The sequence below is a fragment of the Saccharothrix algeriensis genome (genome assembly GCF_016907655.1).
Lineage (GTDB): Bacteria > Actinomycetota > Actinomycetes > Mycobacteriales > Pseudonocardiaceae > Actinosynnema > Actinosynnema algeriense.
This window is the reverse complement of sequence record NZ_JAFBCL010000001.1, coordinates 1,042,897-1,069,450: the sequence shown is the minus strand read 5'-3', so window position 1 is coordinate 1,069,450 and position 26,554 is coordinate 1,042,897. Positions and strand designations below refer to the sequence as shown.

25 protein-coding genes are annotated in these 26,554 nt (G+C 74.2%); 16 read left to right on the top strand and 9 right to left on the bottom strand.

What is annotated here, in order from left to right:
- Positions 1–915: 915 nt before the first annotated feature.
- On the top strand, positions 916–1,647 hold the full coding sequence (locus tag JOE68_RS04425) for a polysaccharide deacetylase family protein (protein ID WP_204841064.1): 732 nt from the start codon (positions 916–918) through the stop codon (positions 1,645–1,647).
- Between the two features lie 43 nt (positions 1,648–1,690).
- Here the strand turns inward: JOE68_RS04425 and JOE68_RS04420 are convergent, their stop codons facing one another.
- On the bottom strand, positions 1,691–2,266 hold the full coding sequence (locus JOE68_RS04420) for a hypothetical protein (RefSeq protein ID WP_204841063.1): 576 nt from the start codon (positions 2,264–2,266) through the stop codon (positions 1,691–1,693).
- An 80-nt stretch (positions 2,267–2,346) separates the two neighbouring features.
- Positions 2,347–4,695 (bottom strand): immune inhibitor A domain-containing protein, encoded by a 2,349-nt coding sequence (locus JOE68_RS04415; protein WP_204841062.1) that lies wholly within the window; start codon positions 4,693–4,695, stop codon positions 2,347–2,349.
- 215 nt (positions 4,696–4,910) lie between these two features.
- Here JOE68_RS04415 and JOE68_RS04410 point away from each other — a divergent pair, with 215 nt between their 5' ends.
- From JOE68_RS04410 to JOE68_RS04375, 8 genes are all read left to right on the top strand, one after another.
- Positions 4,911–5,309, top strand: coding sequence for a TOBE domain-containing protein (locus tag JOE68_RS04410; RefSeq protein ID WP_204841061.1), 399 nt, complete (start codon positions 4,911–4,913; stop codon positions 5,307–5,309).
- Between the two features lie 3 nt (positions 5,310–5,312).
- Complete coding sequence (gene modA / locus JOE68_RS04405; RefSeq protein WP_204841060.1) at positions 5,313–6,077, top strand: molybdate ABC transporter substrate-binding protein; 765 nt, start codon at positions 5,313–5,315, stop codon at positions 6,075–6,077.
- Complete coding sequence (gene modB / locus JOE68_RS04400; RefSeq protein WP_307819519.1) at positions 6,074–6,874, top strand: molybdate ABC transporter permease subunit; 801 nt, start codon at positions 6,074–6,076, stop codon at positions 6,872–6,874. Before modA ends, modB begins: the two co-directional genes overlap by 4 nt.
- Positions 6,871–7,920 carry an ABC transporter ATP-binding protein gene (locus tag JOE68_RS04395; RefSeq protein ID WP_204841059.1) on the top strand — a complete coding sequence of 350 codons (1,050 nt, stop codon included), beginning with the start codon at positions 6,871–6,873 and terminating at the stop codon, positions 7,918–7,920. The genes modB and JOE68_RS04395 overlap by 4 nt, the downstream gene beginning before the upstream one ends.
- Positions 7,917–8,513 (top strand): hypothetical protein, encoded by a 597-nt coding sequence (locus JOE68_RS04390; protein WP_204841058.1) that lies wholly within the window; start codon positions 7,917–7,919, stop codon positions 8,511–8,513. Before JOE68_RS04395 ends, JOE68_RS04390 begins: the two co-directional genes overlap by 4 nt.
- A gap of 407 nt (positions 8,514–8,920) precedes the next feature.
- Positions 8,921–9,517: a superoxide dismutase family protein gene (locus tag JOE68_RS04385; RefSeq protein ID WP_204841057.1), complete on the top strand. Its 597-nt coding sequence runs from the start codon at positions 8,921–8,923 to the stop codon at positions 9,515–9,517.
- Between the two features lie 119 nt (positions 9,518–9,636).
- On the top strand, positions 9,637–10,524 hold the full coding sequence (locus JOE68_RS04380; protein ID WP_204841056.1) for an NAD-dependent protein deacetylase: 888 nt from the start codon (positions 9,637–9,639) through the stop codon (positions 10,522–10,524).
- A gap of 201 nt (positions 10,525–10,725) precedes the next feature.
- Positions 10,726–10,902 carry a hypothetical protein gene (locus JOE68_RS04375; protein WP_204841055.1) on the top strand — a complete coding sequence of 59 codons (177 nt, stop codon included), beginning with the start codon at positions 10,726–10,728 and terminating at the stop codon, positions 10,900–10,902.
- A 375-nt stretch (positions 10,903–11,277) separates the two neighbouring features.
- Here JOE68_RS04375 and JOE68_RS04370 read toward each other — a convergent pair whose 3' ends face one another.
- Positions 11,278–12,486: a M23 family metallopeptidase gene (locus JOE68_RS04370; protein ID WP_204841054.1), complete on the bottom strand. Its 1,209-nt coding sequence runs from the start codon at positions 12,484–12,486 to the stop codon at positions 11,278–11,280.
- Positions 12,487–12,712: 226 nt separating this feature from the next.
- On the opposite strand from JOE68_RS04370, the gene JOE68_RS04365 reads away from it, so the two are divergent.
- From JOE68_RS04365 to JOE68_RS32130, 4 genes are all read left to right on the top strand, one after another.
- The gene (locus JOE68_RS04365) at positions 12,713–13,663 is read left to right on the top strand and encodes a hypothetical protein (RefSeq protein WP_204841053.1); all 951 of its coding nucleotides are present in this window, start codon (positions 12,713–12,715) and stop codon (positions 13,661–13,663) included.
- Positions 13,664–14,364: 701 nt separating this feature from the next.
- Positions 14,365–15,132 (top strand): MerR family transcriptional regulator, encoded by a 768-nt coding sequence (locus JOE68_RS04360; protein WP_307819518.1) that lies wholly within the window; start codon positions 14,365–14,367, stop codon positions 15,130–15,132.
- An 85-nt stretch (positions 15,133–15,217) separates the two neighbouring features.
- Positions 15,218–16,387: an alpha/beta hydrolase family protein gene (locus tag JOE68_RS04355; protein ID WP_239562129.1), complete on the top strand. Its 1,170-nt coding sequence runs from the start codon at positions 15,218–15,220 to the stop codon at positions 16,385–16,387.
- Positions 16,388–16,681: 294 nt separating this feature from the next.
- Positions 16,682–19,228 (top strand): bifunctional lysylphosphatidylglycerol flippase/synthetase MprF, encoded by a 2,547-nt coding sequence (locus JOE68_RS32130; protein WP_204841052.1) that lies wholly within the window; start codon positions 16,682–16,684, stop codon positions 19,226–19,228.
- Positions 19,229–19,457: 229 nt separating this feature from the next.
- On the opposite strand, the gene JOE68_RS04345 is transcribed toward JOE68_RS32130, so the two are convergent.
- The 4 genes from JOE68_RS04345 to JOE68_RS04330 form a co-directional block, all read right to left on the bottom strand.
- Positions 19,458–20,270, bottom strand: a complete 813-nt coding sequence (locus tag JOE68_RS04345) for an IclR family transcriptional regulator domain-containing protein (RefSeq protein ID WP_204845914.1) — start codon at positions 20,268–20,270, stop codon at positions 19,458–19,460.
- Positions 20,271–20,448: 178 nt separating this feature from the next.
- Positions 20,449–21,624, bottom strand: a complete 1,176-nt coding sequence (locus JOE68_RS04340; protein WP_204841051.1) for a thiolase family protein — start codon at positions 21,622–21,624, stop codon at positions 20,449–20,451.
- Entirely contained in the window at positions 21,621–22,373 is a 753-nt protein-coding gene (locus JOE68_RS04335; RefSeq protein WP_204841050.1) for a CoA-transferase subunit beta, read from the bottom strand. The genes JOE68_RS04340 and JOE68_RS04335 overlap by 4 nt, the downstream gene beginning before the upstream one ends.
- A complete protein-coding gene (locus tag JOE68_RS04330) occupies positions 22,370–23,182 on the bottom strand; it encodes a CoA transferase subunit A (protein ID WP_204841049.1) in 813 nt (270 codons plus the stop codon). The genes JOE68_RS04335 and JOE68_RS04330 overlap by 4 nt, the downstream gene beginning before the upstream one ends.
- A gap of 123 nt (positions 23,183–23,305) precedes the next feature.
- Between JOE68_RS04330 and JOE68_RS04325 the strand changes: the two genes are divergently transcribed.
- Positions 23,306–23,773 (top strand): SRPBCC family protein, encoded by a 468-nt coding sequence (locus JOE68_RS04325; RefSeq protein WP_204841048.1) that lies wholly within the window; start codon positions 23,306–23,308, stop codon positions 23,771–23,773.
- A gap of 90 nt (positions 23,774–23,863) precedes the next feature.
- Here the strand turns inward: JOE68_RS04325 and JOE68_RS04320 are convergent, their stop codons facing one another.
- Together JOE68_RS04320 and JOE68_RS04315 are read right to left on the bottom strand one after the other, a co-directional pair.
- Positions 23,864–24,190 carry a helix-turn-helix domain-containing protein gene (locus JOE68_RS04320; RefSeq protein WP_307819517.1) on the bottom strand — a complete coding sequence of 109 codons (327 nt, stop codon included), beginning with the start codon at positions 24,188–24,190 and terminating at the stop codon, positions 23,864–23,866.
- A 94-nt stretch (positions 24,191–24,284) separates the two neighbouring features.
- Positions 24,285–25,481 (bottom strand): cysteine desulfurase-like protein, encoded by a 1,197-nt coding sequence (locus JOE68_RS04315; protein ID WP_204841047.1) that lies wholly within the window; start codon positions 25,479–25,481, stop codon positions 24,285–24,287.
- Between the two features lie 547 nt (positions 25,482–26,028).
- Here JOE68_RS04315 and JOE68_RS04310 point away from each other — a divergent pair.
- Positions 26,029–26,310 carry a metal-sensitive transcriptional regulator gene (locus JOE68_RS04310; RefSeq protein WP_204841046.1) on the top strand — a complete coding sequence of 94 codons (282 nt, stop codon included), beginning with the start codon at positions 26,029–26,031 and terminating at the stop codon, positions 26,308–26,310.
- A gap of 24 nt (positions 26,311–26,334) precedes the next feature.
- On the top strand, positions 26,335–26,553 hold the full coding sequence (locus JOE68_RS04305) for a heavy-metal-associated domain-containing protein (RefSeq protein ID WP_204841045.1): 219 nt from the start codon (positions 26,335–26,337) through the stop codon (positions 26,551–26,553).
- Position 26,554: the final 1 nt, after the last annotated feature.

Here is a 26,554-nt window from a genome sequence, read left to right as displayed (position 1 = left end):
CGTGTTCTCCCCGCATGACCTGTCAAAGACGACCATGCTTTTCCTGGGGGTGCAAGCGAAAAGCGTGCTTGCACCCCCAGGAAAAGCATGGTAGCCCTCCGGGCAGGCCATACGGGGAGAACACGAAGGCACCGGTCTGCACGGGGCGTGCGGAAGGCGGCATGGGGCTGTGCGGGGTGTGCCGGAGGCGGCATGGGGCTGTGCGGGGTGTGCCGGAGGCGGCATGGGGCTGTGCGGGGAGTTGCGGGCCGCAGGGTTGGGGCTGCGGGGTGGGGCTGCGGGTGTGGACGGTCGCGTGTGGTGCGTGAGGTGGGCCACAGGGGTTGGGCGATGTCGTGGTGTGGCCGGGTTGTGTCGTGGTGCGACGGACCGTCCGGAGTGGTGTGGCCGGGGTTGTTACCGGGCCGGGGAGTCCCGTGGACGGACTCCCCGACCCTCGCAGGCGTCAGGCGGGACTGGGGGACCTCGCCTGACGCGAAGCGTGGCAACGGTGTCTGCCCATTGTGCGAATGAGCAGGGTGGAGAGTGCGTTAAAGCGAACCCTGTCCCCCAGTGGAACCACGCTCACCTCGGGAGCGCGGTTCGAGCGAGACGGTATTAGGCGGTCCCGGAGGGCCGAAAGCGGCTGAACGGGTGAAAGTGCGAAACGCGCAGGACCGCGCGGGCGCCATACCTCATTCCGGTGCGGATCGGGCGGGAATCGGCGGGATCGGGCGCTTATTTCCACCATTCGGGAATATTCCACGTCGCGGCAGCACAGGGGCGCGTCGCGCCCGGAGGGGCTTCGGGGATTCTTTTTCGGGCCGGGGCTGGGCCTGTCGGGTGCGATCCGGCCGGTTCCGCAGGAGTGCGGTGGAGGGGGTGCCGGTTCGCGTGCTAGAGGTGAGGGGACCGACGACCGGGGGTGTGGTCCGGGTGGGGAGTTCATTCGAGGCGCGGCGGCTGGCGAGACCGGTGGAGCACCTCTTCGGCGGAGTGGCCGGGTCGGTGTGCGCGGTGCGGACCGAGACGCCGCACGTCGTGCTGACCTACGACGACGGGCCGGAGCCGGGCGGCACCGGGGCGGTGTTGGCGGCGCTCGCCGATTTCCACGCGACGGCCACCTTCTTCGTGCTGCTGACCCGCGCCCGGCGGTTTCCGAGGCTGCTCGGGGAAATCGTTTCGGCCGGGCACGAGATAGCCCTGCACGGGGTGGACCACCGCCGGCTCACGCAATTCCCCGGCGCCGAGGTCGAGCGGCGCACCCGGGCCGGCCGGGCCGAGCTGGAGGACCTGACCGGGCGCCGCGTCGCCTGGTTCCGCCCGCCCTACGGGGCGCAGTCGCTGCGGACGTGGCGGGCGGTGGTGCGGGCGGGCCTCGTGCCGGTGCTGTGGGGGCCGACGCTGCGGGACACCTCGGACGTGCCGCAGGCCGACCGGGTGGCGAGCGCGCTGCGCGGCAGCCGGGCCGGGGCGATCGTGCTGGGGCACGACGGCTTCGCGGGGCCGGCCGACGGCGTGGACGACGGCCCCGCGCCCCTGGTGGACCGGGGCGGGCTGACCCGCTCGCTGCTGCGGGCCCTCGGCGCGCGCGGCCTGGTCGCCCGGTCGCTGGGCGAGGTGCTGGCCGTGGGCGAGCCGGTGCGGCGCGCCTGGTTCCGCGGCTGACACCGCCACCGGACCGCAGCGGCCCCCGGCCGGCCCGCCGCGCTCAGGGCTTGGCGAGCGCGGGGACCAGCTGCTCCAACGCGCCCAGGTGGGCGGCCCGGATGTCGGCGTACTCCGCCTCCGAGGCGTCGACCACCGCCGTGGTGACGGTGATGTCCAGCGGCTCGGCCAACTCCGGCAGGTTGACCAGGGTCCGGCCGCGCGCGTGCGCCACCCGCGAGTAGTGCCCGGCCACCGAGCGCTGCTCGTGCGGCGGGTAGGAGCCCTTGAGGCGCTCGAACGCGCTGGCGCCGTCCGCGCCCCGGTCGGCGAACACGGCGATCTCCACCGACTCCACCCGGGGCCGGCCGCCGGCCGGGAACGCCCACTTGCCGAACGCGCGCACCGCCCGCCCGTCGGGCGGCTCGGCGGTGCAGCGGGCGGCGTCGACCGGCAGACCTTCGGCGCGCATCCACGCCGTCAGGTCGCCCGGCTTGTCGCAGAGGCTGATGCGCAGCGGCTCGGTCGTCCCGGTGGTCGAGCCGGCGGGGCCCGCCGACTCGACCTGCTGCGCGCAGCCCGCGATCGAGACACCCGCGACCAGGACGGCGGCGGCCACCGCACCACGTGATCTCACCATGTCCCTCTACATCGCCGGACGGACGCCGGACGTGACACTGAATGGATCACGTCCGGCGCCGAACGGCCTAGCAGCGCCTGCTACCTGGTGCGGAACAGCTTGACCTTCATCGACGTGCCGGACTGCGAGAGCACCCGCAGGCCCACGCCCGCGGCGGGCAGCTTGACGCCCGTGGTGGGCGTCTCCGGGTAGAAGAACTGCTTGGTGTCGTCGAACACCGGCTTGGCCGCCTGTCCGCGCACATAGGACGGCTTGCCGTTGACGTGCAGGGTGAACGAGTCGGACTTCTGCAACCCGAACGGCGCGTCGTACCCGGCGACCGTGGGCGGCCACGCCGCGCCCTCCAGGTTGTAGATCGGCGCGGGGTTGGCGTCGATCGGCAGGATCAGGCCCTCACCGGGGTGCTCGCTGGTGTTGTTGTCCAGGTGGCTGGTGTCCCACAAGGACACCAGCAGGCCGTCCTGGTACGGGAAGTGCTCGACCCACTTCGGCTTGTTCGGGAAGCTGTACCGGTAAGGACCGGTGCGGTTGTACTTGCCGTAGGACTCGTAGGTGCGGTTCGACGCGATGTAGAACTGGTCGAACGACTTGGTCTCGGAGCCCGCCGTGGCCCGGAAGCCCTTGGTGGTCCAGCCCGTGCCGTCCTCCGCGCCGTCCCGGAACACCGGCGCGCCGTCGGCGGTCACCGCGATGTCGTCGGCGAAGAAGCCCTGCAGCGCCAGGCCGCCGTCGGTGCGGTAGGCGAAGCGGATCCTGGTGTTCTTGCCGGCGTAGGCGGTCAGCGGCACGCGGACGTCGACCCAGCGGTCCGCCGAGGAGCCGTTGAGCGCGGGCGCGTCGCCGGAGTCGCGGGCGAACGCCCGGCCGTCGGCCGTGCCGTCCAGCTGGGTCCAGCTGCCGTCGGCGTTCTGCGCCTCCACGTAGAGGTAGTCGAAGTCCGCCTCCAGGTCGTAGCGCGCCTTGAGGGTCAGCTCCGCGGTGGACTTCCCGGTCAGGTCCAGCGGCCGGGCCATCCAGTTGTCCAGGTCGTTGCCCCGGTCGCTCCACCACATCCTCGACCCGGCGAACGGCGCGCCGTACTCGAACTTCTTCTGCACGTCGGGCAGCACCACCACGAGGCCCTGGGCGCGGTCGGTGTTGTACTCGTGCGGGCCCAGCTCGAAGGTGCGCTCCTGCCCGGCGACCGCGACCTCGTAGTCCAGCCAGCCCAGCTGGAGCTTGTCCCAGGCGGACAGCTCGTTGGCCCGCGTGCCCGGCGCCTCGCCCGGCTCGCCGACGCGCGTCTGACCCATCAGCGACCACCAGTTGACGCCGTTGGTGCCGGCGTTGGTGGTGTCGTAGTGGTCGGGCAGGCCGAGGTCGTGGCCGTACTCGTGGGCGAACACGCTGACGCCGCCGTTCTCCGGCTGCATCGTGTAGTCGCCGACCCACAGGCCCGTGTCGCCGATCGGCGTGCCGCCCAGCTTGTTGGTGCCCGGACCGGTGTTGTAGTTCTTGAACGCGTAGCCCCGGTGGCTCCAGATGGCGTCCTCGCCCTGCCATGGGTCGCGGTCGGCCTGGTCGCCGCCCGCGTGGACGATCTGGAAGTGGTCGAGGTAGCCGTCCGGCTCGTTGAACTCGCCGTCGCCGTCGTGGTCGTAGCGGTCCCACTCGTCGAACCGCGCCAGCTCCGCCCGGATCTGCTCGGTGGTGAGCCCGGCGGCCTTCCGGTCGGCGACCCACTGGGTGACCGCGTCCTTGACCAGCTCGTAGCTGTTGTTGCACAGGTTGGACGCGCACGGGTAGCCGTCGGAGCGGCCGTAGCGGGCCTCGTTGTAGCGGACCTTGACCCAGTCGGTCACCGCGCCGCTGACGCTGTAGCGGCCGGAGGACTGCTTGTCGAAGTAGTTGGCGACCGAGTTGGCGCCCGGCGCGGTGGAGAAGTAGAGGTCCTCGAAGTACCGGCGGCTGAAGTCCGGCTGCCAGATGGTGGTGTTGTCCACCGCCCGGTTCGGCTGGGGGATCTGGTTGTGCCGCGGGCCGTCGAAGCGCTGCGGGCCGGGGACGTGCGGCGCGGTGTCCTGGTCGGGGTACTGCGGGTGGCGCTCGTCGCCGAACTCGGCGAGCACGACGAAGACCTTGTCGACCTTCTCCCGCTCCAGCTCCACGTACTCGTCGACCTGCCGCCGCTTGCCGGCCTCGGCCTTGCGGCCGAGCTTGACGACCTTGCTCGGGCCGCGCTGCTCCGCGGTCGCCTCGCCGGTCAGCACCTTGGCCAGCGCCTCCTGGCGCATCGCCCGCCGCTTGTCCTCCAGCGGGTTGGGCAGCTCGTCCAGCCGCTGCTGCGCCGCCGGTTCGGGGACGGTGTCCGGGGCGGCTGCCGCGGGCACGGCGGTGATGCCCGCGCCGATCAGCGCCAGCGCGGCGGTACCGATCAGGAGTCTTCGCATCGAGGTTCCCTCGCGAGTGGTGGAAGGGGTCGAGCGGGAGGTTACGTAGCGGTTCGCCGGTGCGGCACAGCCGGAAGTCGGGAGCCGGGCCGACCGTCGGCGCGCGTCGTCGGGGGCCGGCCCGCGCGTGCGGAGCGGCCCGCGCCGGGCTCCGGGCGCACCTGCGCCGCAGAACTGCCTTCCCGGTCCGCGTTCGCGGCGTTTACGATGCTCGGGTGCCGAACCTGCGGATCAGTGAGGCCGCCGCCCTGCTGGGCGTCAGCGACGACACCGTGCGGCGGTGGATCGACCAGGGGCGGCTGCCCGCGGTGCGGTTGGACAGCGGTCGCAAGGGGGTCGGCGGCCGGGACCTGGCCGAGTTCGCCCAGCGGCTCGGCGAGGCGGCCGAGCCGGGCGCGACGGTCGCCGCGTCCGCCCGCAACCGGATGCGGGGCATCGTCACGCGCGTGGTGAAGGACGGGGTGATGGCGCAGGTGGAGATGCAGGCCGGGCCGTTCCGCGTCGTGTCGCTGATGAGCCGGGAAGCCGCCGACGACCTCGGCCTGGAGGTGGGCAGCGTCGCGGTCGCCTCCATCAAGTCCACGCACGTCGTCGTCGAGATCCCGGAGGGCTGAGCCGTGCCGCGCGGCGCGCTGGCGCTCACCGCCGCGGTGCTCCTGGCCGGGTGCGCGGGGCCGGAGGCGAGGACGGCGGCGGGGTCGGCCGGCGCCGGGGACGTCGTCGTGTTCGCCGCGGCGTCGCTCACCGAGGCGTTCACCGACCTGGGCGAGCAGTTCGAGGCCGCGCACCCCGGCGCGCGGGTGCGGTTCAACTTCGCGGGCAGCTCCGGGCTGGCCCGGCAGATCGGCCAGGGCGCGCCGGCCGACGTGTTCGCCTCCGCCGCGCCCGCGCCCATGCGGCAGGTGTCCGACGCCGGCGGCGTCGCGGGCGAACCCGAGGTCTTCGCCCGCAACGCGCTGCGGATCGCCGTGCCCAGGGGCAACCCCGGCCGGGTGACCGGGCTCGCCGACTTCGGCCGCGAGGAGGCCAGGATCGCGCTGTGCGCCGCGCAGGTGCCGTGCGGTGCGGCGGCGGAGCAGGTGTTCGGTGCGGCCGGCGTCACGCCCCGGCCGGACACCGTCGAGCAGGACGTCAAGGCGGCGCTGGTGAAGGTCCGGCTCGGCGAGGTCGACGCCGCGCTGGTCTACCGCACCGACGTGCGCGCCGCCGGGGCGGAGGTGGAGGGGATCGACTTCCCCGAGGCCGACCGCGCCGCCAACGACTACCCGATCGCGCCGCTGGCCGCGGCGCCCAACGCGGCGGGGGCCCGCGCCTTCGTGGCCTTCGTGCGGTCCGACGAGGGTCGCGCGGTGCTCGCCGGGGCCGGGTTCGACACCCCGTGACGCCGCGACGCGCGCGGGGGCGGCTGCCGGCGGTCCTGGTGCTGCCCGCCGCGCTGGGGCTGCTGTTCCTGCTGCTGCCGCTGGTCGGGCTGCTGGTCCGCGCGCCGTGGGCCGACCTGCCCGCGCGGCTGCTCAGCCCCGAGGTGGGCGAGGCGCTGCGGCTCTCGGTCGTGTGCGCCACCCTGGCGACGGCGGTGTGCCTGCTGCTCGGCGTCCCCCTGGCGTGGCTGCTGGCCCGCGGCGACCTGCCGGGGCGCGGCTTCCTGCGGGCGCTGGTCACCGTGCCGCTGGTGCTGCCGCCCGTGGTGGGCGGCGTGGCGCTGCTGCTGGTGCTGGGCAGGCGGGGGCTGGTGGGGCAGCACCTCGACGCGTGGTTCGGGGTGTCGCTGCCGTTCACCACCGCCGGCGTGGTGGTGGCGGAGGCGTTCGTGGCCATGCCGTTCCTGGTGATCTCGGTGGAGGGCGCGCTGCGCGCGGCCGACCGCCGCTACGAGGAGGCCGCCGCGACCCTCGGCGCGTCGCGGTGGCTGGCGTTCCGCCGCGTCACGCTGCCGTCGGTGCTGCCGGGCGTGGTGGCCGGCGCGGTGCTGTGCTGGGCGCGGGCGCTGGGCGAGTTCGGCGCGACCATCACGTTCGCGGGCAACTTCCCCGGCGAGACGACGACCGTGCCGCTGGCGGTCTACCTCGCCCTGGAGACCGACCCGGACGCGGCGGTCGTGCTCAGCGTCGTGCTGCTGCTGGTGTCGGTGGGCGTGCTGGCCGGGCTGCGGGACCGGTGGACCGGCGGTGCGACGTGACGGTGCGCGCCGCGCTGCGGGTCACCCGGGGCGCGTTCCGGCTCGACCTCGACCTGACCGTCGAGCCCGGCGAGGTGGTCGCCCTGCTCGGCCCCAACGGCGCGGGCAAGACCACGGCGCTGCGGGCGCTGGCGGGCCTGCAGCCGCTCACCGCCGGGCACGTCCGGCTCGACGGCGAGCCGTGGGACGAGCCGCCGGCGACCTTCGTGCCCGTCGAGCGCCGGCCGATCGGGGTGGTGTTCCAGGACCACCTGCTGTTCGGGCACCTGTCCGCGCTGGAGAACGTCGCCTTCGGACCGCGGGCGCGCGGCGCGCGCCGGACCGCCGCCCGCGCGCTCGCCCGGCGGTGGCTGGACCGCGTCGGCCTGGCCGAGCACGCCGACGCCAAGCCCCGCGCGCTGTCCGGCGGCCAGGCGCAGCGCGTGGCGCTGGCCCGCGCCCTGGCGACCGGGCCGCGCCTGCTGCTGCTCGACGAGCCGCTGGCGGCGCTGGACGCGAGCACCCGGCTGGCCGTGCGCGCGGAACTGGGCCGCCACCTCGCCGACTTCCCCGGCCACACCCTGCTGGTCACCCACGACCCGCTCGACGCCATGGTGCTGGCCGACCGGCTGGTGATCGTGGAGGGCGGCCGGGAGGTCCAGCAGGGGCCGCCCGGCGAGGTGGCCCGCCACCCGCGCACCCCGTACGTCGCCAACCTGGTCGGGCTCAACCTGCACCGGGGCGAGGCCGCCGGCGCCACCGTCACCCTGGCGGGCGGGGGTGTCCTGACCGTCGCCGGACCCGCGACCGGTACGGTGCACGTCGCGTTCCCGCCCAGCGCCGTCAGCCTCCACCCCGGGCCGCCCGCCGGCAGCCCCCGCAACGCCTGGCAGGTCACCGTGACGGATGTCGAGCAGCACGCCCACACCACCCGGCTCCGGCTGGCCGGCCCGCCGGCCGTGCTGGCCGACATCACCACGGCGGCGCTGGCGGACCTGCGGGTGCGCCCCGGCGACCGGCTGTGGGCGGCGCTCGAAGCCACCGAGATCCGGACCTACCCCGCATGAGCACGGCACTGGTCGTCGTGCACGAGGGCCGCGGCCCGGACCGGCACGCCCACCGGCTCGCGGCGGCGGTGCGCCGTCCGGAGTGGACGGTGTCGGTCCCCGACCTCCGGCCGGTGCTCGCGGCCGGCGCGGGCCGGGCGGCCGGTGCGGGAACGAGCGCGGGAACGAGCGCGGGAACGGGTGCGGAACCCGGCGCGGAAACGGGTGCGGTGGCGCTGGCCGCCGCGCTGGCCGCGCACGCCGCCGCCCTGCGCGCCGACCACGACCGCCTGCTGTGCCTGGGGTTCAGCGCCGGCGCGACCGCCGCGTGGCTGGCCGCGGAGGCGTTCGACGCCATCGCCTGCGTGTGCTGCGCCCGCCTGCACGACCACGCCGACCACCGGCCGCGCCGGCCCTGCCTGCTGGTCGTCGCCGCGCGGGGGCCGGGTCCCGCGCCCCGCGACCTCGCCGGGCGGCTGGCCGGGCCGACGGTGGCGGTCGACGTCTACGACGCCGAGGACGGCTTCTGCGACGAGGACGACCCGCGCCACCACCCCGAGCACAGCGCCGCCGTGGTGCGCGGCGTCCGGCGGTTCTTCCACGCCGACCGGTGATCGGCGCGGAGTGCCCCGCCCGGTGCGCTCCACGGCCGTGCGGGTGATTTCCGGGTCCTCCGACGAGGTGGTCCTGCGCGTCGTCGCCGGGTGCCGGTGGAACAAGAGCCCGACCCGCGCCCCGAGAAGACCCGCGGCGTCCACCCGGCACGGGCGCGGCAGTCCGCGGGGGCCTGACGGGATCCGCGACGCCTTGCGGGAGCGGGAATCGCCCCGGCGGACACCGCCGCCGGCACCAGCCGGACGTGTGGGGTCCTCCACTATTCACAGTGAATTCGCCGGCTCGTCGCGTTTCACCGGTTCGGGGGAACACCGACGATTCCACGCGGGAATCGCTTCATGATCATTGTGCTAGCGTCGGGCGGTACGGACAAAACGGCCGCCGACCACTCGGAAAGGCATGAGGTGTGAAGCGTCTCCTCCCCCTGCTCGGAGCGGCCACCGCCCTGGTGGCAGCCGCAGGCACCGCCCTCGCGTACAGCCCCGACCAGCCCGTCGGCTCCGACGGCTTCGGCCACGGCCGCGGCGGCGTCGTCGTGACCCACGGGCGGTTCGCGCCGCCCGCGACGGCCACCAACGCCTTCACCTACGACACGGCGCTGATCGCGCCGGGCGCGAAGGTCATGGTGGTGGCCACGCCAAAGTGGCGTTCCACGAAGGTGCAGCTGAGCGTGTACGGGCTGGTGCCCAACCGCACGTACGGCTCGCACGCCCACCAGAAGCAGTGCGGGCAGCTGCCCGCCGACTCGGGCGCGCACCACCAGCACGTGGTCGACCCGAACCAGCCGTCGGTGGACCCGGCCTACGCCAACCCGACCAACGAGATCTGGCTCGACTTCACCACCGACGCCCGCGGTCGCGCCACGGTGACGACCACCGTGCCGTGGCGGTTCGACGACCGCCGCGCGGGTTCGGTCGTGATCCACGCCGAGAAGACCGCCACCGAGCCCGGCAAGGCGGGCACGGCCGGTCCGCGCGTGGGCTGCGCGACCGTCAAGTTCTGACCAACCCCCACGCTCCTGGCGTGGTGGGCGGGGCGCGACGTCCCGCTCACCGCGTCGGGTCGGGGCGCCGCCCCCGCGCAGCGCGGCGGGTGGGCCTGAGCAGCACGTAAGCTGGTGCGGTGCGCACTCGGCCGACGCTGACCTGGACCGCCACCGGCGAGCCGCTGCCGCGCACGACGAGCCTGGACGAGGTCGTGCGGGTGGTCGCCGCGGGCGGCGCGGTCGTGCTCAGCGGAGCGGGGCTGTCCACCGAGTCGGGCATCCCGGACTACCGCGGTGAGGCCGGCAGCCTGCGCCGGCACTCCCCGATGACCTACGACGAGTTCACCGGCAGCGCGGCGGGCCGCCGCCGGTACTGGGCGCGCAGCCACCTCGGGTGGCGCACCATCGCCCGCGCCGACCCGAACGCGGGCCACCACGCCGTGGCGGCGCTGCGCGCCGGGGGCTTCCTGGCCGGTGTGATCACCCAGAACGTCGACGGCCTGCACCGCGCGGCGGGCACGGCCGACGCCGTCGAGCTGCACGGCAACCTGGACCGGGTGGTGTGCCTGGGCTGCCGCCGGACCGGTCCGCGCGAGGAGCTGGACCGCAGGCTGCGCGCGGCGAACCCGGGCTTCACCGCCACCGCCGCGCGGATCAACCCGGACGGCGACGTGGACCTGGCCGACGAGGACGTGCGCGACTTCCGCGTGGTCGACTGCGCGGCCTGCGGGGGAGTGCTGAAGCCGGACGTGGTGTTCTTCGGCGAGAACGTGCCCCCGCCCCGCGTGCGGCAGTGCTACCGGCTGGTGGACGAGGCGCGGGCGGTGCTGGTGCTGGGTTCTTCGCTGACGGTGATGTCGGGCCTGCGGTTCGTCCGGCACGCGGCGAAGGCGGGCAAGCCGGTGGTGATCGTGAACCGGGGCGAGACGCGGGGCGACGCCCACGCGACGGCTCGCGTGGACCTGCCGCTGGGGCGGGCGCTCACCGACGTGTGCCGGATCGTGGGCGCGCCCGCGCTGCCCTGAGCGGCGGGCCGCGTGTCCACAGTGGACAATTTCGGGGGCCGCTCCGGGGGGCGCTCCGCGTCCGGGGCGGGACACGCCGCGGCGGGGCTGTTTTCACCCTGATGTCGCAGCTTGTCGGCGGTGCGCACGGGGTATTCAACGCGCACACCCGATACGCCCCCGCTGCCGCGGCGGGGACCCCATTCCCGCAAGGAGGTCGTGATGGCACACGTCCGCAACTTGATCGACATCCGCAGCGGCGACGAGTTCGACCAGCCCACGCCGTTCGGGCTGGTGTACCCGATGCGCACCGCGGACGGCGACGTGCCGCCCAGCCAGCGCGGTCGCACCTGGGAGCACCTCGTCGCGTCCGGCCGCGAACTGCGCCCCGTCCAGTAGCTCACCGGTTGCCCACCAGCGGCAGGTAGACCTCGCCGACGGTCCCGACCAGCGCGCCGTCGGGCACGGCGGGCGTGCCGCTGGTGGGGAATTCGTTGCGCAGCAAGGCGATCGCGACCGTGGCGACGCGGGGGGTGCAACGCCTCCGGCCGCGCTTCACCGCGCGCCACGGCCCGGCCCGGGACGGTCGGCCACAGCGCGCTGCCCGCGTCGGCCACCTCGTCGCGCAGCTGCGCCGGCAGTTCGGTCGCGCCGATGCCGCCCACCAGCTCGCGCAGCACCGCGCCCTCGGGCGAGGACCGGTGCCGGCCCGGCCGGGTGGTCGTGGGGCAGGGAGGCGGGGTCGGTTGGGCGCCGACCCCGTCCCCCTGCGGTTCAGCAAGCGGGCGCGACCGGTTCGTTGGAACCGGTGTCCACGAAGCCGTCGCTGATCCACTTGCCGTCCTGGAGCCGGTTCCACAGGTCGGTCCGGCCCCAGACGCCGTCCACCGCTTCACCGCGCGCCGTGCACGAGATCGAGACCACCGCGCCGTCCGCGACCGTTCCCACGGCGGCGAAGCTCAACCCGGGGCCCGAACGCAGGTTGACGGTGCTGTTGGGGCCGCCGTCGACCGTGCCGGTGGGCAGGGTCGTGCCACCACCGCCGTAGTTCGTGACCCGACCGCCGACGCCGACCCGCGCCGAGCCCCGCTGGGCGTAGCCGCCGTAAGCCTGTGACCCCTCGTAGAACGTCCAGCCGCCGATGGTCATCCCGTTGACGCTGATGTGGTTGTTCCCGCGCAGCAACGAGAAGTGCACGTGCGCACCCGTGCTGGAGCCACCGCACGGCAGTTCGTTGCCGATGTGCCCCAGGTACGTCCCGGTCCGCACGGCGCTGCCGTCGGCCAATGTCGTCAGGTCGTACATGTGGTAGTAGGTGGTGTTGTAACCGTTGTCGTGCACGACTTTCACGACGGCACTGCGCCCCACGACGCAGCTCTTGTAGACGCGACCGGGCCCGGCGGACAGCACGCGCCCGTCGCCGCCGTTGAAGTCGATCGAGCTGAACGGCCGGCTGTTGCCGCTGTTGCCGTGCGGGCCACCGCCCATCCACCACGCCACGCCCTGCGGCCAGGGCAGGCCGAGACCGGTGTCGGCCAGTGCAGTGCTGGTGTGGTTGCGCGCGAACGTCTGCTTCTCGCCCTCGCTGAGCACAGCCGTCGGCGCCTGGGCGGCCAGTTCGGCGAAGCCGGCCGTTCCGTCGAGTTCGACCCGCCAGGCGGACCGGTCACGGCGGGCCAGGAACAGCGCCATCAACGGCGTCCCGTGCTCCTGGTGGTAGGTCATCGGCACGGTGGTGCTGCCGAAGACCCATGAGCCGGCCCTGCGGGTCGGCTCGAACAGCGGTTCACGCAGGGACTGCGTGCCCCACTGCTGCTTCAACGACTCGCCGTGCTGCTGGAGCACGGTCGCGCGCACGGTGGCGGCGAGGTCGTCCTCGGTGGGGCCGGCGGCAGCGGTCTGCGGCACGACCAGGACCGCGATACCGGCGGTGACAGCCGCGAACAGCGCGGCGAACCGTCGCGCGGCGTGCGGGTTCGACATGTGCCCTCCAGGGAATCGGCACACGGGCAGGGGATGGCAACCGGTGCAGGCCGGCCGCCGCGCCGATGACATACCGGCGGTCCGACGCGGTCAAGGTCGCCGGCCGCCGCGCGCCGAAACTGTGGAGGCGCAGGGCAAAACTGTGGAGGACTACCCACCGCCGTCCCGGTCACGGCGAGGGGGCCGGCTCCTAAACTGTGTTCTTCCACAGTCGAGGGGACCAGCGGTGGCCGCTAGACCGAACGGCGCCGACGGCGCGGACCACGAGGTCGACGTGCTGCTCCGGACGGGCCCGTTCCACGAGGCCCTGCGCGCGGCCGTCGAACGCAGCGGGCTCACCCTGGAACGCCTGCGCGACCGCCTGGACCGCCGCGGCATCCACGTCAGCCTGTCCACCCTGAGCTACTGGCGACTGGGCCGCAGCCGGCCGGAGCGCGCCGACTCGCTGCGCGCCGTGCAGGCCATCGAGACGATCCTCGGCCTGCCCCGCCGCTCCCTGGAGGCCCTGCTGGGCCCACCCCGCCCGCGCGGCCGGTGGGTGGCCCGGCAGCGGCAGGCCCGGCGGTACGGGCGGATGCTGGAGCCCGCGCAGTCGCTGGCGGAGACGGTGGAGGCACTGGTCGGCCCCTCCGACGACGACCTGCGGCTGTGGTCCCAGGACGACGCGGTGGCGGTCGACGAGGCCGGCGTGATCCGCCGCATCCACACGCGGCAGGTGCTGCGGGCGGTCGACGGCCACCCCGACCGGCACGTCGCGGTGTACTGCGGCGACCCGGGAACCTCACCGGCCTCGATCACGGCCGAGGCGGTCGCGAACTGCCGCCTGGGCCGCGTCCGCCGCCACCCGCGCGCCCCGGTCATCGCGGTGGAGCTGCTCTTCGACCACCCCCTGCCGACCGGTCGAACACACCTGCTGGAGTACTGCTTCACCGTTGCAGAAGGCACCCGCGCCCACGACTACCGACGTGCCTTCCGCTACCCGGTGGGCGCTTACGTGCTGAGCGTGCAATTCACCGAACCGCAGCTCCCGGTACGTTGCTTCGGCTTGTCGCAGCTCGGCGCGGAAGGCGTGCTGACCCAGGAGGAAGACCTCGACCTCCCACCCGGACGAATGGTCCACCTCACGGCGAGGGACGTCCAGCCCGGCGTGCTCGGCATCGGCTGGGAATGGACCTGAACCCACCCCCGCAAGAACCCGCACAGCAACCCGACTCAACCCACCCGGAACTCATGGCTCTTGGCCCTCGGCACGCCCCGTGCAGTCCGGTGCTCTCGTGTTCTCCCCGTATGGCCTGCCCGGAGGGCTACCATGCTTTTCTGGGGGGTGCAAGCACGCTTTTCGCTTGCACCCCCCAGAAAAGCATGGTTGTCTTTAGACAGGTCATGCGGGGGGAACACGACCGCTGTTTCTTTTCCTTCTCCTTGGCGGCCTGCCTGTCCGGCGAGGACTCTTTTTCTTTTCAGCTTCGGGCGGTACGGCCCCAAATCTCACCCGGATCCGTGCGGGACCCAAGTATGAAGAGCGGCCGGGAGGCCCCCAAGGAGGAGGGAAGTGCGTCGTGTTCTCCCCGTACGGCCTGCCGGAGGCAATCATCTTTGTCGGGGGGTGTCAAGCGAAGGGCGTGCTTGACACCCCCCGACAAAGATGATCGGGCTGCGCCCAGGCCGTACGGGGAGAACACGAGGCACACGGCTGCGCTGAAGCGCCGCCGCGCGGGGCGCGGCTTGCGGCGAGAGCGAAGCGCCGCCGCGCGGAGCGCGGCTTGAGGCGAGAGCTGAAGCGCCGTCGCGTGGAGCGCGGCCTGCTGGGGCTGAAGGGGCCGCTGCCCGGGATTCGCCCTTGAACCTGACGTCCCGTGAGGTTTTACAGTCGTCTGCGTGACCGAGCACGTGGAGCAGCGGCGCTGGAGCGTCGGAGCGCTGGCGAAGGTGACCGGGCTGACCGTGCGGACCCTGCACCACTACGACGAGCTCGGCCTGCTGCGCCCCAGTGAGCGGACGCCGTCCGGGCATCGCCGCTACACCGAGTCGGACCTCCGGCGGCTCTACCGGGTCCTCCTCCTGCGGCGGCTCGGCATGTCGTTGGAGGAGGTCGGCCAAGTGCTGGCCGACCCGTCCCACGGCCCGCTGCGCGAGGTGCTCACGAGCCACCTGGAAGAGCTGGACGACCGGATGTGGCGACTGGAAGCGCTGCGCCGGCAGACCAAGGGGCTGCTGGACCAGCTCGACGGGCCGCCCCGGCAGGACCCCGCCGCGCTGCTGTCCGTCCTGGGCTGCACCGGCATCTTCGACGAGCACCTGAACGACGAGCAGCGGGAAGCGCTGGCGGAGCTGGCCGACCGGCTCGGTGAGACCGGGCGCAGGGAGCTGGACGCGGAGTGGCCCAGGGTGCTCGCCGGGATCATCGCGCACCACCGCGCGAACACCCCGGTCGACGACCCGGAGGTGCGGGAGCTGGGGCGGCGGTTGGCCCGCATCGGGCGCGACTTCGCGGGCAGCGACCCGGGCATCCTCCGCTCGATGAGCGCGTTCTTCCGGCAGCACGGGCACGGCCTGCTCCGCGAGGTGCTGCCCGACCAGCCGCTGTCCGACCTGGACGACGGCCTGTGGGACTACGTGAGCCGGGTGCACTCGGCCGCGCGCTGACCGGTGCCCGGCGGATCTGGGGGGTGCGCCGGGCACCCGACCGCACGACCCGGGCGACATCGCCCGAGAACCGAAGGGGGATCCCATGATGCTGCGCACGACCGCCGCTGCGGCGGCAGCGCTGCTGATCGCCGGGGGAGGTGTCGCGCAGGCCGCCGACACCGTCCGGCTGCCCGCGCCGACCGGACCGCACCGGGTCGGCGTCACCACCCTGCACCTGGTCGACCACGACCGGCCGGACCCGTGGCCGGATGCCGCCGGGGCGCCGCGCGAGCTGGTGGCCACGGTGTTCTACCCGGCTCGCGACGTGCGCGGGTACCCGGTCGCACCGCAGATGACGCCGGGCGCGGCGGAGAAGTTCGCGCAGATCGACGTCCACCACGCGCACCCGGAGCTGCCGAAGTCCGGTGTGGACTGGGCGGCGACCAGGACGCACTCGCACGTGGGCGCGCCCGCGTCGCCGGTCCGCCGCCCGGTGCTGCTCTACAGCCCCGGCGCGGCCGACCCGCGCACGCTGAACACCACCCTGGCCGAGGACCTGGCGAGCCGCGGCTACGTGGTGGTGTCGTTCGACCACCCCGGCGAGACCAGCGAGGTCGAGTTCCCCGACGGCCGGGTGCGCACCATCGCCCTGCCCGCGGACCCGCGCGTCGACCCGGCCGTCTTCCGGGCCATGATCGACACCCGGCTGGCCGACGCGAAGTTCGTGCTCGACCGGTTGGCGGTGCTGGCCGGCGGGGGGAACCCCGACGTGACCGGGCGCGCGCTGCCCCGCCACCTCGGGCGGGCGCTGGACCTGCGGCGGGTCGGCGCGTACGGGCACTCGGCGGGCGGCACGACGGCGGCCGAGCTGATGTACGAGGACCGCCGCGTCGACGCGGCGGTGAACCTGGAGGGCTACCTCGACCACGGCACCGGGCAACCCGGGCAGCCCGGTGAGCTGCTGCCCGTCGCGCGGCACGGCGTGGACCGGCCGCTGCTCCTGCTGGGCACCGACGGCTACCGCGACGCGCGGTACGACAGCTCGTGGGCCGCGATGCTCGCCCACGGCGGGCCCACCACCCACCGCGAGGTGGCCGACGCGACGCACTGGGTGTTCACCGACTTCGCCGCGATGGCGCCGCAGTTCCAGGCCGCGGGGCTGATGACCCGGGAGGACCGGGTGCGGCTGGTCGGGGCGATCGGGCCGGCGCGGTCCGTGCCGCTGGTCAGGGGGCTCGTCGGGTCGTTCTTCGACCGGGCCCTGCGCCGGTGACCTCGGGGTCGTGGTGACCAACGGCTGACACCCCCGTCCGCCTCCGGGCTGACGGTCCTTCACACCAGGGGCGGACGAGGACGAGCCGTTGGTCCGATGTGGTGGCACGCGGTCAAGGGGTGGACTGGTCGCATCGCACTGATGTGACGGGGAACCGATGACCAACCCGCTCGACACCTCGTTGCTCGACGGGCCCGTGACCGGCGACCACCGGGTCGCCGGTCACGGCCGCGTCGTCGTCACGGGTCGGTGCGACCCGTGCTAACGCGACGTGGGCAGGAAGGTGTTCGAGGCGTGTCAACGGGCGGGGATGGACGTGCGCCGGGCCGGGTCGCCCGGTGGGCGCGGCGGGGGCGTGTCGTGGTCGGGGCCGTGCGGCCCGCCGTGACCCGCGCCGCGGACCGGTTCGGCGCGGTGATCCGCCGCGCCCCCGGCACCGTCGGCGCGGTGGTGGCGCTGTGGGTGCTCGGCGCGGCCACCGGCAGCCTGTGGTCGGGGCCGCCCGACGGGCTGCTCGACACCGTCGGGACCGGGGTGTCCTCGCCGCTGTGGACGGTGGCGACCTCGGCGCTGTGGTGCGCCGACCTCACGGGCTACCTCGCCACGACGGTGTTGCTGCTGCTGTTCGGACCCGTCGCGGAACGCGAGTTCGGCACGGTCCGCGCGCTGGGCCTCGTCGGCGTGACGCACGTGCTCGGGGTGTCGGCCGGGGTGGGCCTGGTCCGGGCGGGCGAGGCGTGGAGCTGGCTGTCCCACCTGAACCACGACCTCGCGGTCGGTCCGTCGCCGGGTGCGGCGGGGCTCGCGCTCGCGTCGAGCTTCCGGCTGTCACCGTTGTGGCGTCGACGTGTCCGGCTGCTCGTCGTGCTCGGGCTGCTGGTGCCGGCGCTGTACTCGGGGCACCTGGAGGACGTGCTCCGGCTGTGCGGCGGTGCGGTCGGGTTGCTGGTGGGCGCGTTGGCGGTGCGCGGGCGTCCCGCGCCGGCGCCGCCTTCGCGTGAGGAAACGCGGGTGCTCGTCGCGCTGCTGATCGCCGCGTCCGCCTTGGGCCCCGTGGTGGTGCTGCTGTCGTCTCATGCGGATGGACCGCTCTCGTGGTTCGCCGACGTCCTCGCGGTGCCGCAGCCGGACGCGGAGACCGTCGCGTCCTACTGCGCGGACCCCGTCCTAGTGGACCTGTGCCGCACGGTGGAGGCCCAGGCCGCGTACGACCGCGTGCCCGCCCTGCTGATGTCGGTCATGCCCGCGCTGCTGCTGCTCGTGCTGGCCGAGGGGTTGCGGCGCGGTCGGCGGTTCGCGTGGTGGGCGGCGCTGGTGCTCAACGCGGGCATGGCGGGGCTGATCGGTTGGTACGTCCGGGAATCCCTGCTGCTGGCGGGCACTTCGGTGTCACCGGTGGTGCTGGCGGAGTACTGCGTCCCGGTCCTGCTGCCGCTCGGGATGGTGGTCGTGCTGCTGGCCACGCGGCGGCACTTCCCGCTGGCGACACCCGTGCGCCGGTTCTGGGGGATGGCCGCGGGCGGGTTCGTCGGGCTCGGCGCGGTGTACGTGCTCGGCGGGATGCTGGTGCGCTCGGAATTCGTGCCGCAGCCCGGTTTCGCCGACCTCGTGGCGGACCTGCCCGCGCGCTTCCTGCCGCCGGGCTACCTGGGGCTGGTGTCCATGCCGTACCGGCCGGACGACCTCATCGCCGCGGTACTGTTCCAGTACACGGGTGTGGCGTTCTGGTCGCTGGTGCTGTACGCGCTGCTGCGGGCCACGTGGAGCGCCGGCGTCGTGGAGGACGCGGGCGCCGCCGCTCGGGCCCGTGAGCTGGTGGTGCGCCACGGCGGGACTTCGCTGTCCTACATGACGACCTGGCGCGGCAACCGGTACTGGTTCACGCCCGACGGTCGGGCCGTGGTCGCCTACCGGGTCGTGGCGACGATCGCGCTGACCGTCGGCGACCCGATCGGCCCGCCCGAGGCGTGTCGGGACGCGGTGCGCGGGTTCTCCGAGTTCTGCGCGCACAAGGGCTGGACGCCGTGCCTCTACAGCATCAGCGAGGAGCTGCGGGACGAGGTCGCCCCGCTGGGGTGGCACGCGGTGCAGGTCGCCGAGGACACCGTGATCCCGTTGGAGGACTTGCGGTTCACCGGCAAGAAGTGGCAGGACGTGCGCACCGCGCTGAACAAGGCGGCCAAGCAGGGGATCACGGCCGAGTGGTGGCACTACCCGGACGCGCCGCCCGCGCTGACCGACCAGATCCGCTCCATCTCGGCGGAGTGGGTGGCGGACAAGGGGCTGCCCGAGATGGGCTTCACGCTCGGCGGGCTGGCGGAGCTGTCCGGCGAGGGCGTGCGGTGCCTGATCGCCGTGGACGCCGACCGGACCGTGCACGGGGTGACGAGCTGGCTGCCGGTGTACGTGGACGGTCGGGTCGCGGGGTGGACGCTGGACTTCATGCGGCGGCGGGGCAACGCCTTCACCGGGTCGATGGAGTTCCTCATCGCGTCGGCGGCGATGACGCTGAAGGAGGAGGGCGCGGGGTTCCTCAGCCTGTCCGGCGCGCCGCTGGCGCGGCTCGACCGGGGCGTGCGGCCCTGCCGGTTGCAGCGCCTGCTGGACTTCACGGGGCAGGTGCTGGAACCGGTCTACGGCTTCCGCTCGCTGTTCGCCTTCAAGGCGAAGTTCCAGCCCCTGTACAAGCCGATGTTCATGGCCTACCCGGACCCGGCGGCGCTGCCCCGGATCGCGAACGCGGTGGGGCGGGCCTACCTGCCGGGCCTGGGCGTCCGGCAGGGCGTGCGCCTGGCGCGGATGCTGGCGCGGCGGCCCGCCCGCCGGCTCGGCGCGCGCTGAAGCCGGCTCGGGCGCCGGCGGCCGGCCCCGCAACGGGCGGTCCCGGCGACCCGCTGCAGGGTTCCCACGAGGACGCGGTGGGCGTCCACGGCGGCGCGTTGTGCGTGCTGCACGGTTCCTGCTGCGGTTCGGTGCTCACATCGCGGGTCGGCAGGGCCGTGATCGTCGGCGCGCGCCGGGAGGCGGGCCGGTACGGGGCAGGGGGCGCCGCCGGTAGGGGTGCGGGGCGTTATCGGAGCCGGCCGGCGTTCGGGCGAGGGTCGGCGGCCAGGTCCTTCTCGATCCCGTCGCAGGCGGCCAGCAGCGGCGGCAGGATCTCGCGCTCGATCCGGTCCAGCGGTGTGCGGCTGGCGTGCGTGGAGACGTTGACGGCGGCCACCACCCGCCCCGAGCGGTCCCGGACGGGAGCGGCTACCGAGCGCAGACCTTCCTCCAGCTCCTGGTCCACGACCGCCCAGCCCTGGGCGCGGACCCCGTCCAGCTCGGCGCGCAGCCGTTCCGGCGACGTGATGGTGTGCGGGGTCAACGGCTCCAGCCGCACGCCGTCCAGGTACCCGTCCAGCTCGGCGGCCGGCAGGCCCGCGAGCAGCACGTGGCCCATGGACGTCGCGTAGGCCGGGAACCGCGTGCCGACGGTGATCGACACAGCCATGATCCGCGACACCGCGAACCGGGCCACGTACACCACGTCCGGGCCGTCGAGCACCGAAGCGGAGGTCGACTCGCGGACCGCGCCGGACAGCCGTTCCAGGTGCGGCTGGGCGACATCGGGCAGGGACGTGCCGGACAGGAACGCGTAACCGAGTTCCAGCACCCGGGCGGTCAGCGAGAAGTGCTTGCCGTCCGTGCGCACGTAACCCAGGTCCGCCAAGGTGAGCAGGAACCGCCGCGCAGCCGCCCGCGTGAGCCCGGTGGACTTGGCCACGTCCGTCAGCGTCAACGCGGGCGTGGCGGCGGTGAACGCGCGGATCACCGCCAGGCCGCGCTCCAACGACTGCACGTAGTGCGCGCCGCGCCCGTTCGACTCGTCCTGCTCCACCATGGTGTCGCCCACCCTATCCGGCAGTAGTGGCGGCTACGGCGGTCGTGCCGCCACCCCGCGATGGCCGCCCGGGACCGTCTGCGGCAGCGTGGTCCAGCCCGGTGCGGTCCGGTGTGGTCCAGTCCGGCCGGCGTGGCCCGGTCCGGTCCGGCTGGGCCGCGCCGCGACTTCCCCGACCTCAGGCTTCCAGGACCACGGCCAAGCCCTGGCCGACGCCGATGCACAGCGCCGCCAGCCCCCAGCCGCCGCCACGCCGCCGCAGCTCGTGCGCCAGCTGGAGGACCACCCGGCCGCCGGACGCGCCGAGCGGGTGGCCGAGGGCGATCGCGCCGCCGTTGACGTTGACGATCTCCGGGTCCAGGTCGGGCCAGTCGGCCAGGCACGCCAGGGACTGCGCGGCGAACGCCTCGTTCAGCTCCACCGCCGCCAGGTCCGACCACCCGATGCCGGCCCGCCGCAGCGCGGTCTCGGCGGCCTGCACCGGGCCGATGCCGAACACCTGCGGGTCGACGCCCGCCGCGCCCCGGCCGGCGATCCGCGCCAGCGGGGTGGCGCCGAGGCGGTCGGCTGCCGCCCGGTCGCCCAGCAGCAGGGCGGAGGCCCCGTCGTTGAGCGGCGAGGCGTTGCCCGCGGTGACGGTCCCCTGCGGGCGGAACGCCGGCTTGAGGCCCGCGAGCTTCTCCGGGCTGGTGTCGGCGCGGATCCCCTCGTCGCGCGCCAGGTCCACGCCCGGCACCGCCGTCACGTGGCTGTCGTAGAAGCCGTTGTCCCAAGCCTTCGCGGCGAGCTGGTGGCTGCGCAGGGCGAACTCGTCCTGCTGCTCCCGGGTGATGCCGTAGCGCTCGGCGAGCTGCTCGGTGGCCTCGCCCAGCGACACGGTCCACTCCGCCGGCATCGCCGGGTTCGTCATCCGCCACCCGAGCGTGGTGGAGTGCAGCGTCTCGTGCCCGGCCGGGTAGCCCTTGCCGGGCTTGAGCAGCACCCACGGCGCGCGGCTCATCGACTCGACGCCGCCCGCGAGGACCAGCGAGGCGTCCCCGACGGCGATGGTGCGCGACGCCTGCATGACGGCGTCCATCCCGGACCCGCACAGGCGGTTCACCGTGGTCCCCGGCACGGACGTCGGCCAGCCCGCCAGCAGCGCCGCCATCCGCGCGACGTTGCGGTTGTCCTCGCCCGCCTGGTTGGCGTCGCCGAGGACCACCTCGTCCACCGTCGCCGGGTCCAGGCCCGAGCGCTCGGTCAGCTCCCGCACGACGTGCGCGGCGAGGTCGTCCGGCCGTACGCGGGACAGCGCGCCGCCGTAGCGGCCGAACGGGGTGCGCACGCCGTCGAGCACGAACACGTCGGTCACTTCGATGCCTCCTTGAGCGCCCGCAGCGCGGCCAGCTCCTCGGCGGTGGGTGGGGGAGTGCGGCCCAGGTCGGCCGAGGTCTTCAGGTCCCAGCCGGTGGCCGCGCGCACGTCGTCCAGCGCCACGCCCTCGTGCAGGTCGGTGAGCACCAGCTCCGCCGTCGCCGGGTCGGGCCGGAACACGCCGAGGTCGGTGATCACCAGCGTCGGGCCCGCGCCGCGCAGCCCCAGCCGCTCGCGGTCGCCCTTGCCGGTGCCGTGCCCGAACGAGGTGACGAAGTCGACCCGGTCCACGAAGCTGCGGCGGGTCTGGCGCACCACGACGTACACCTCGCGGCAGGAGGCGGCGATCTCCGGCGCGCCGCCCGCCCCGGGCAGCCGCACCTTCGGGTGGTGGTAGTCGCCGCCGATGACCGTGGTGTTGATGTTGCCGAACCGGTCGAGCTGGGCCGCGCCGAGGAAGCCCACGTCGATCCGGCCGGGCTGGAGCCAGTAGTTGAACACCTCGGGGACGCTGATCACCGCGTCGGCGGTCTCGGCCAGGATGCCGTCGCCGATGGAGGCGGGCAGCCGGTCGGGCTTGGACCCGAGCGTGCCCGACTCGTAGACCAGCACCAGGTCCGGCGCGTGGGTGCGGCGGGCCAGGTTGGCGGCGGTGGAGGGCAGCCCGATGCCCACGAACACCCGCTGCCGGCCCGACAGCGCGCGGGCGGCGGCCACTGCCATCATCTCGTCGGCCGTGTGGCTCATGCCGGCACCCCTTCCCGGATCTGGCGCAGCCAGTTCGCGAACTCCTCGCGGTCCCTGCTGATCGGGTCCCAGGCCGCGTAGTAGGCGTTGTCCCGCTCGGAGTACCCCTGCGCGTAGGAGGGGTGCGCCCCGCCGGGCACCTCGGCGACCTTCGTGACCGCCCACGTCGGCAGCACGACCGCCCCCGGGACGGGGGTCAGCTCGTCGACGACCTCCTCGACGGTGACGAGGCTGCGCCGCGCCGCGAGCACGGCCTCCTTCTGCACGCCGAGCAGGCCCCACAGCTGGACGTTGCCCTCGCGGTCGGCGCGCTGGGCGTGGACGATCGCGACGTCCGGGTTCAGCGCCGGCACGGCGGTCAGCTGCTCGCCGGTGAACGGGCAGGTGATCGGCTTGATCGTGGCCGTGACGGACGGCAGGTCGGTGCCGACGTACCCGCGCAGCACCGCGAACGGCAGCCCGGACGCGCCCGCGACGTACCGGTTGGCCATCCCGGCGTGGCTGTGCTCCTCGATCTCCAGCGGCGCGGGCCAGGAGTTCTGCACCGCGTCCCGGAACCGGTGCAGCGAGCCGACACCGGGGTTGCCGCCCCACGAGAACACCAGCTTGCGCGCGCAGCCGGCGCCGATGAGCTGGTCGTAGACGATGTCGGGCGTCATCCGCACCAGGGTCAGGTCGCGCCGGCCCTGCCGGATGATCTCGTGCCCGGCCGCCGTCGGTATGAGGTGGGTGAAGCCCTCGAGGGCCACCACGTCGCCGTCGGCCACCAGCTCGCCGACCGCGTCCGCCAACGTTGCGATCTCCGCCACTGGACATCCTCACTTGTTCGCATCCCGAACAGAAGTTCTACATACGAACATACGACCGCCTGCGGCGCCGGTCAACCGGAACGCGGGGTTCCCCGCGTCACCGCGATCAGTAGATTGCGAGGGGTGGACGCACCGGACGCGAGTGGCAGCATCGACGTGGCCGCACCCGCTGAACGGGTGTACGGGCTGATCAGCGACCTGGCGGGGATGGGGAGCCTGGCCGCGGAGTACACGGGCGGCAGGTGGCTGGACCCCGCCGGCGGGCCGCGGGTCGGCGCGCGGTTCAAGGGGGCGAACCGGCGCGGGGGGCGCTCCTGGTCCACCGTCGCCACCGTGACCGACGCGGGGCCCGACCGGTTCGCCTTCGAGGTGCGCTCGCTGGGCGTGCCGGTGTCGCGCTGGCAGTACGACATCGAGCCCGCGGCCGACGGCTGCCGCGTCACCGAGAGCACCTGGGACCGCCGACCCGCCTGGTTCCGCCCGGTGAGCGCGCTGACCACCGGAGTGCGGGACCGCGGCCGGCAGAACCGGCTGAACATCGAGGCCACGCTGGCCCGGCTCAAGCGCGCCGCCGAGGCCGGGGGCAGGTAGGGGCGCTCCCGTCGGAGCCGGCCGCCGGCGCGCTCGCCGGCGGTGGCCGGGCCCGCCCCCGCGGAGGGCGGGCCCGGCTGCCCCGCGGGCCTACTTGCGCTTGAGCCGCCGCCGCAGCTCCGCGACCAGCTCCTCGTCGCTCAGCGCCGCCGGGTCCGGCCGGGTGTGCCGCAGCTGCGCCTCCTCGGCCGTGATCAGCTCGGCGGCGACCAGCACCTCCAGCGGGCTCACCTGGAAGAGGGTCGCGATGGCCCGCGCGGTCTCGATGCTGATGGACTTGCCGCGTCGCCAGTCGGTGAAGCGGCTGCGGTGCACGCCCGTGGCGCGGGCCAGGTCTCCGGTGGTGAGGCCGCGGTTCTCCAGGTTGGTCTCGATGTAGGTCCACAGGGGCGACGGTGTGTTCTGGTCTGCGCTCACCCCGCCGATGATAGTTGCGCGCACGCAACGTCCGTCACGCGCGTCCCCGGAATGTCGCCCGATCGGTCAAGCGGTTTCCCTCGACCGGGGTTGTTCAGCGCAGGAACCGGCCGAGACCGTCCAACAACCGGTCGACCTCGGCGTCGGTCGAGTACGCGGCCAGGCCGACGCGCAGCCCGCCCGCGTCGCCGAGGCCGAGCCACCGCGAGGTCTCCAGGGCGTAGAACGACCCGGCCGGCGCGTTGACGTCGAGCGTCGCCAGGAACCGGTACGCCTCCGCCGGGTCGCGGTCGGCGAAGGTCACCAGCAGCGTCGGCGTGCGCAGCTCCGCCCGCGACCACACGGTGGCGCCCGGCAGCTCCGCGAGCCCCGCTTCGACGCGCGCCCGGAGGCGGTCCTCGTGCTCGGCGACGGCCTCCAGGGACGACACGACCCGCGCCCGCCGGTCCGCCCCGACCGGCGCGATGCCCGCGATGAAGTCGACCGTCGCGGTGCAGCCGGCCAGCAGCTCGTAGGGCAGCGTGCCCAGCTCGAACCGCTCGGGCACGGCGTCGCCGGACGGCAGCAGCTTGTCCGGGCGCAGGTCGGCCAGCACCTCGGGGCGGCCCGCGAGCACGCCGCAGTGCGGCCCGAAGAACTTGTACGGGGAGCAGACCAGGAGGTCCGCGCCGAGCGCGGCGAGGTCCACCGGGTGGTGCGCCGCCAGGTGCACCGCGTCGACGAAGAGCAGCGCGCCGCTGCGGTGCGCGAGCGCGGCGATGTCGGCCACCGGGGGCCTGGTGCCGATGAGGTTGGACGCGCCGGTCACCGCCACCAGGCGGGTGCGGTCGGACAGCTGCTCGGCCACGTCGTCGGGCGTCAGCTCGCCCGTGGCGGGGTCGAACCCGGCCCACCGCACCACCGCGCCCACCGCCTCGGCGGCCTGCACCCACGGGCGCACGTTGGCGTCGTGGTCCAGGCGGGTGACCACCACCTCGTCGCCGGGCCGCCAGGTCTTGGCCAGCGCGCGGGCGAAGTCGTAGGTCAGCTGGGTCGAGCTGCGGCCGAACACGACGCCGGACGGGTCGGCGGCCAGCAGGTCGGCCATGGCCCGGCGGGCCTCGGTGACGATGTGGTCGGCGGCGCGCTCGGCGGCGGTGACCCGGCCGCGGTTGGCCAGCGAGGAGGTCAGCGCGTCCCGGACGGCGTCGGCGACCGCGGCGGGCACCTGCGAGCCGCCGGGGGAGTCGAAGTGGGCGGTGGCGCCGAGGGACGGGAAGCGGGCGCGGAGGGCGTCGACGTCGTAGGCCATGGCTCCCACTGTGGCATCCCGGACGATCACCGCGGCACCCCGGGCGATCGCGGTGCCCTGGGGGCTGCGGTGTCCCGGGCGACCGCGGCGCCCCTGGGAGCTGCGGTGTCCGGGGAACCGCGGCACCCTGGGCGGCTGCGGTGCGGCGAGCGGCCGATGCGGCCGAAGCGCCCCGTGATCCGATGTCCGCGGCCGGTGGGCCCGGGACGACCACCCGGCGGGAGCCGGGTGGTCCGTCCGGGCGCGACCCGCGGGGTGGCTTAGGGCGCCGTCCCCGGCGTCGCCGGGCGGGAGCGGGCGCCCGAATCACCCGCTCCGAGTACCGGTCCGACCACCCCGCGTCCGTCCCGCGAAGTCCGCGGTGGCGGCGACCTCCACCAAGGTGCCACCGGCGGAGGGGTGCTGCGCAGGGTCTTAAGTCCCGAGTGGACGGGGATTCCGGCCCGATCACGGCTTCATACCCCCTGGGGGTGTAACGCGCGTCTCGTCGGCTTGACCCCCAGATACCCTAGGGGGGTATAAATGCGGTGGCAGGGAGGAGCGGGACATGCGGGGTTACAGCACCGGCAAGGACGACTACCTGGCGCGGCTGCGCCGCGTCGAGGGCCAGGTCCGCGGTCTTCAGCGGATGGTGGAGGGCGACGAGTACTGCATCGACGTCCTCACCCAGATCGCAGCCGCGACCAAGGCGCTCCAAGCGGTCTCGCTCGGCCTGCTGGACGCGCACCTCCGGCACTGCGTCGCCGAGGCGCTGGCGCAGGGCGGCGAGGGCGCCGAGCACAAGGTGCGCGAGGCGAGCGACGCGATCGCCCGCCTGGTGCGGTCCTGACCCGACGAACGAGGAGGCACCACGATGTCCGAACCCACTTTCGAGTCCACTTTCACCGTCACCGGCATGACCTGCGGTCACTGCGCGGCGTCCGTGACCGACGAGGTCTCGCGGATCGCGGGCGTCAGCGCCGTGTCCGTCGACCTGCCCACCGGCGCGGTCGAGGTCACCAGCACCGAACCGGTCGCCGAGGCGGACGTGCGCGCGGCGGTCGAGGAAGCGGGCTACGCGCTCGCCGGCTGAG

Coding starts and splice junctions, on each gene's coding strand:
- JOE68_RS04420 (WP_204841063.1), bottom strand. CDS start 2,266: ATGGTGAGATCACGTGGTGCGGTGGCCGCCGCCGTCCTGGTCGCGGGT.
- JOE68_RS04415 (WP_204841062.1), bottom strand. CDS start 4,695: ATGCGAAGACTCCTGATCGGTACCGCCGCGCTGGCGCTGATCGGCGCG.
- JOE68_RS04390 (WP_204841058.1), top strand. CDS start 7,917: ATGAGCACGGCACTGGTCGTCGTGCACGAGGGCCGCGGCCCGGACCGG.
- JOE68_RS04375 (WP_204841055.1), top strand. CDS start 10,726: ATGGCACACGTCCGCAACTTGATCGACATCCGCAGCGGCGACGAGTTC.
- JOE68_RS04370 (WP_204841054.1), bottom strand. CDS start 12,486: ATGTCGAACCCGCACGCCGCGCGACGGTTCGCCGCGCTGTTCGCGGCT.
- JOE68_RS04355 (WP_239562129.1), top strand. CDS start 15,218: ATGATGCTGCGCACGACCGCCGCTGCGGCGGCAGCGCTGCTGATCGCC.
- JOE68_RS04345 (WP_204845914.1), bottom strand. CDS start 20,270: ATGGTGGAGCAGGACGAGTCGAACGGGCGCGGCGCGCACTACGTGCAG.
- JOE68_RS04335 (WP_204841050.1), bottom strand. CDS start 22,373: ATGAGCCACACGGCCGACGAGATGATGGCAGTGGCCGCCGCCCGCGCG.
- JOE68_RS04315 (WP_204841047.1), bottom strand. CDS start 25,481: ATGGCCTACGACGTCGACGCCCTCCGCGCCCGCTTCCCGTCCCTCGGC.
- JOE68_RS04310 (WP_204841046.1), top strand. CDS start 26,029: ATGCGGGGTTACAGCACCGGCAAGGACGACTACCTGGCGCGGCTGCGC.
- JOE68_RS04305 (WP_204841045.1), top strand. CDS start 26,335: ATGTCCGAACCCACTTTCGAGTCCACTTTCACCGTCACCGGCATGACC.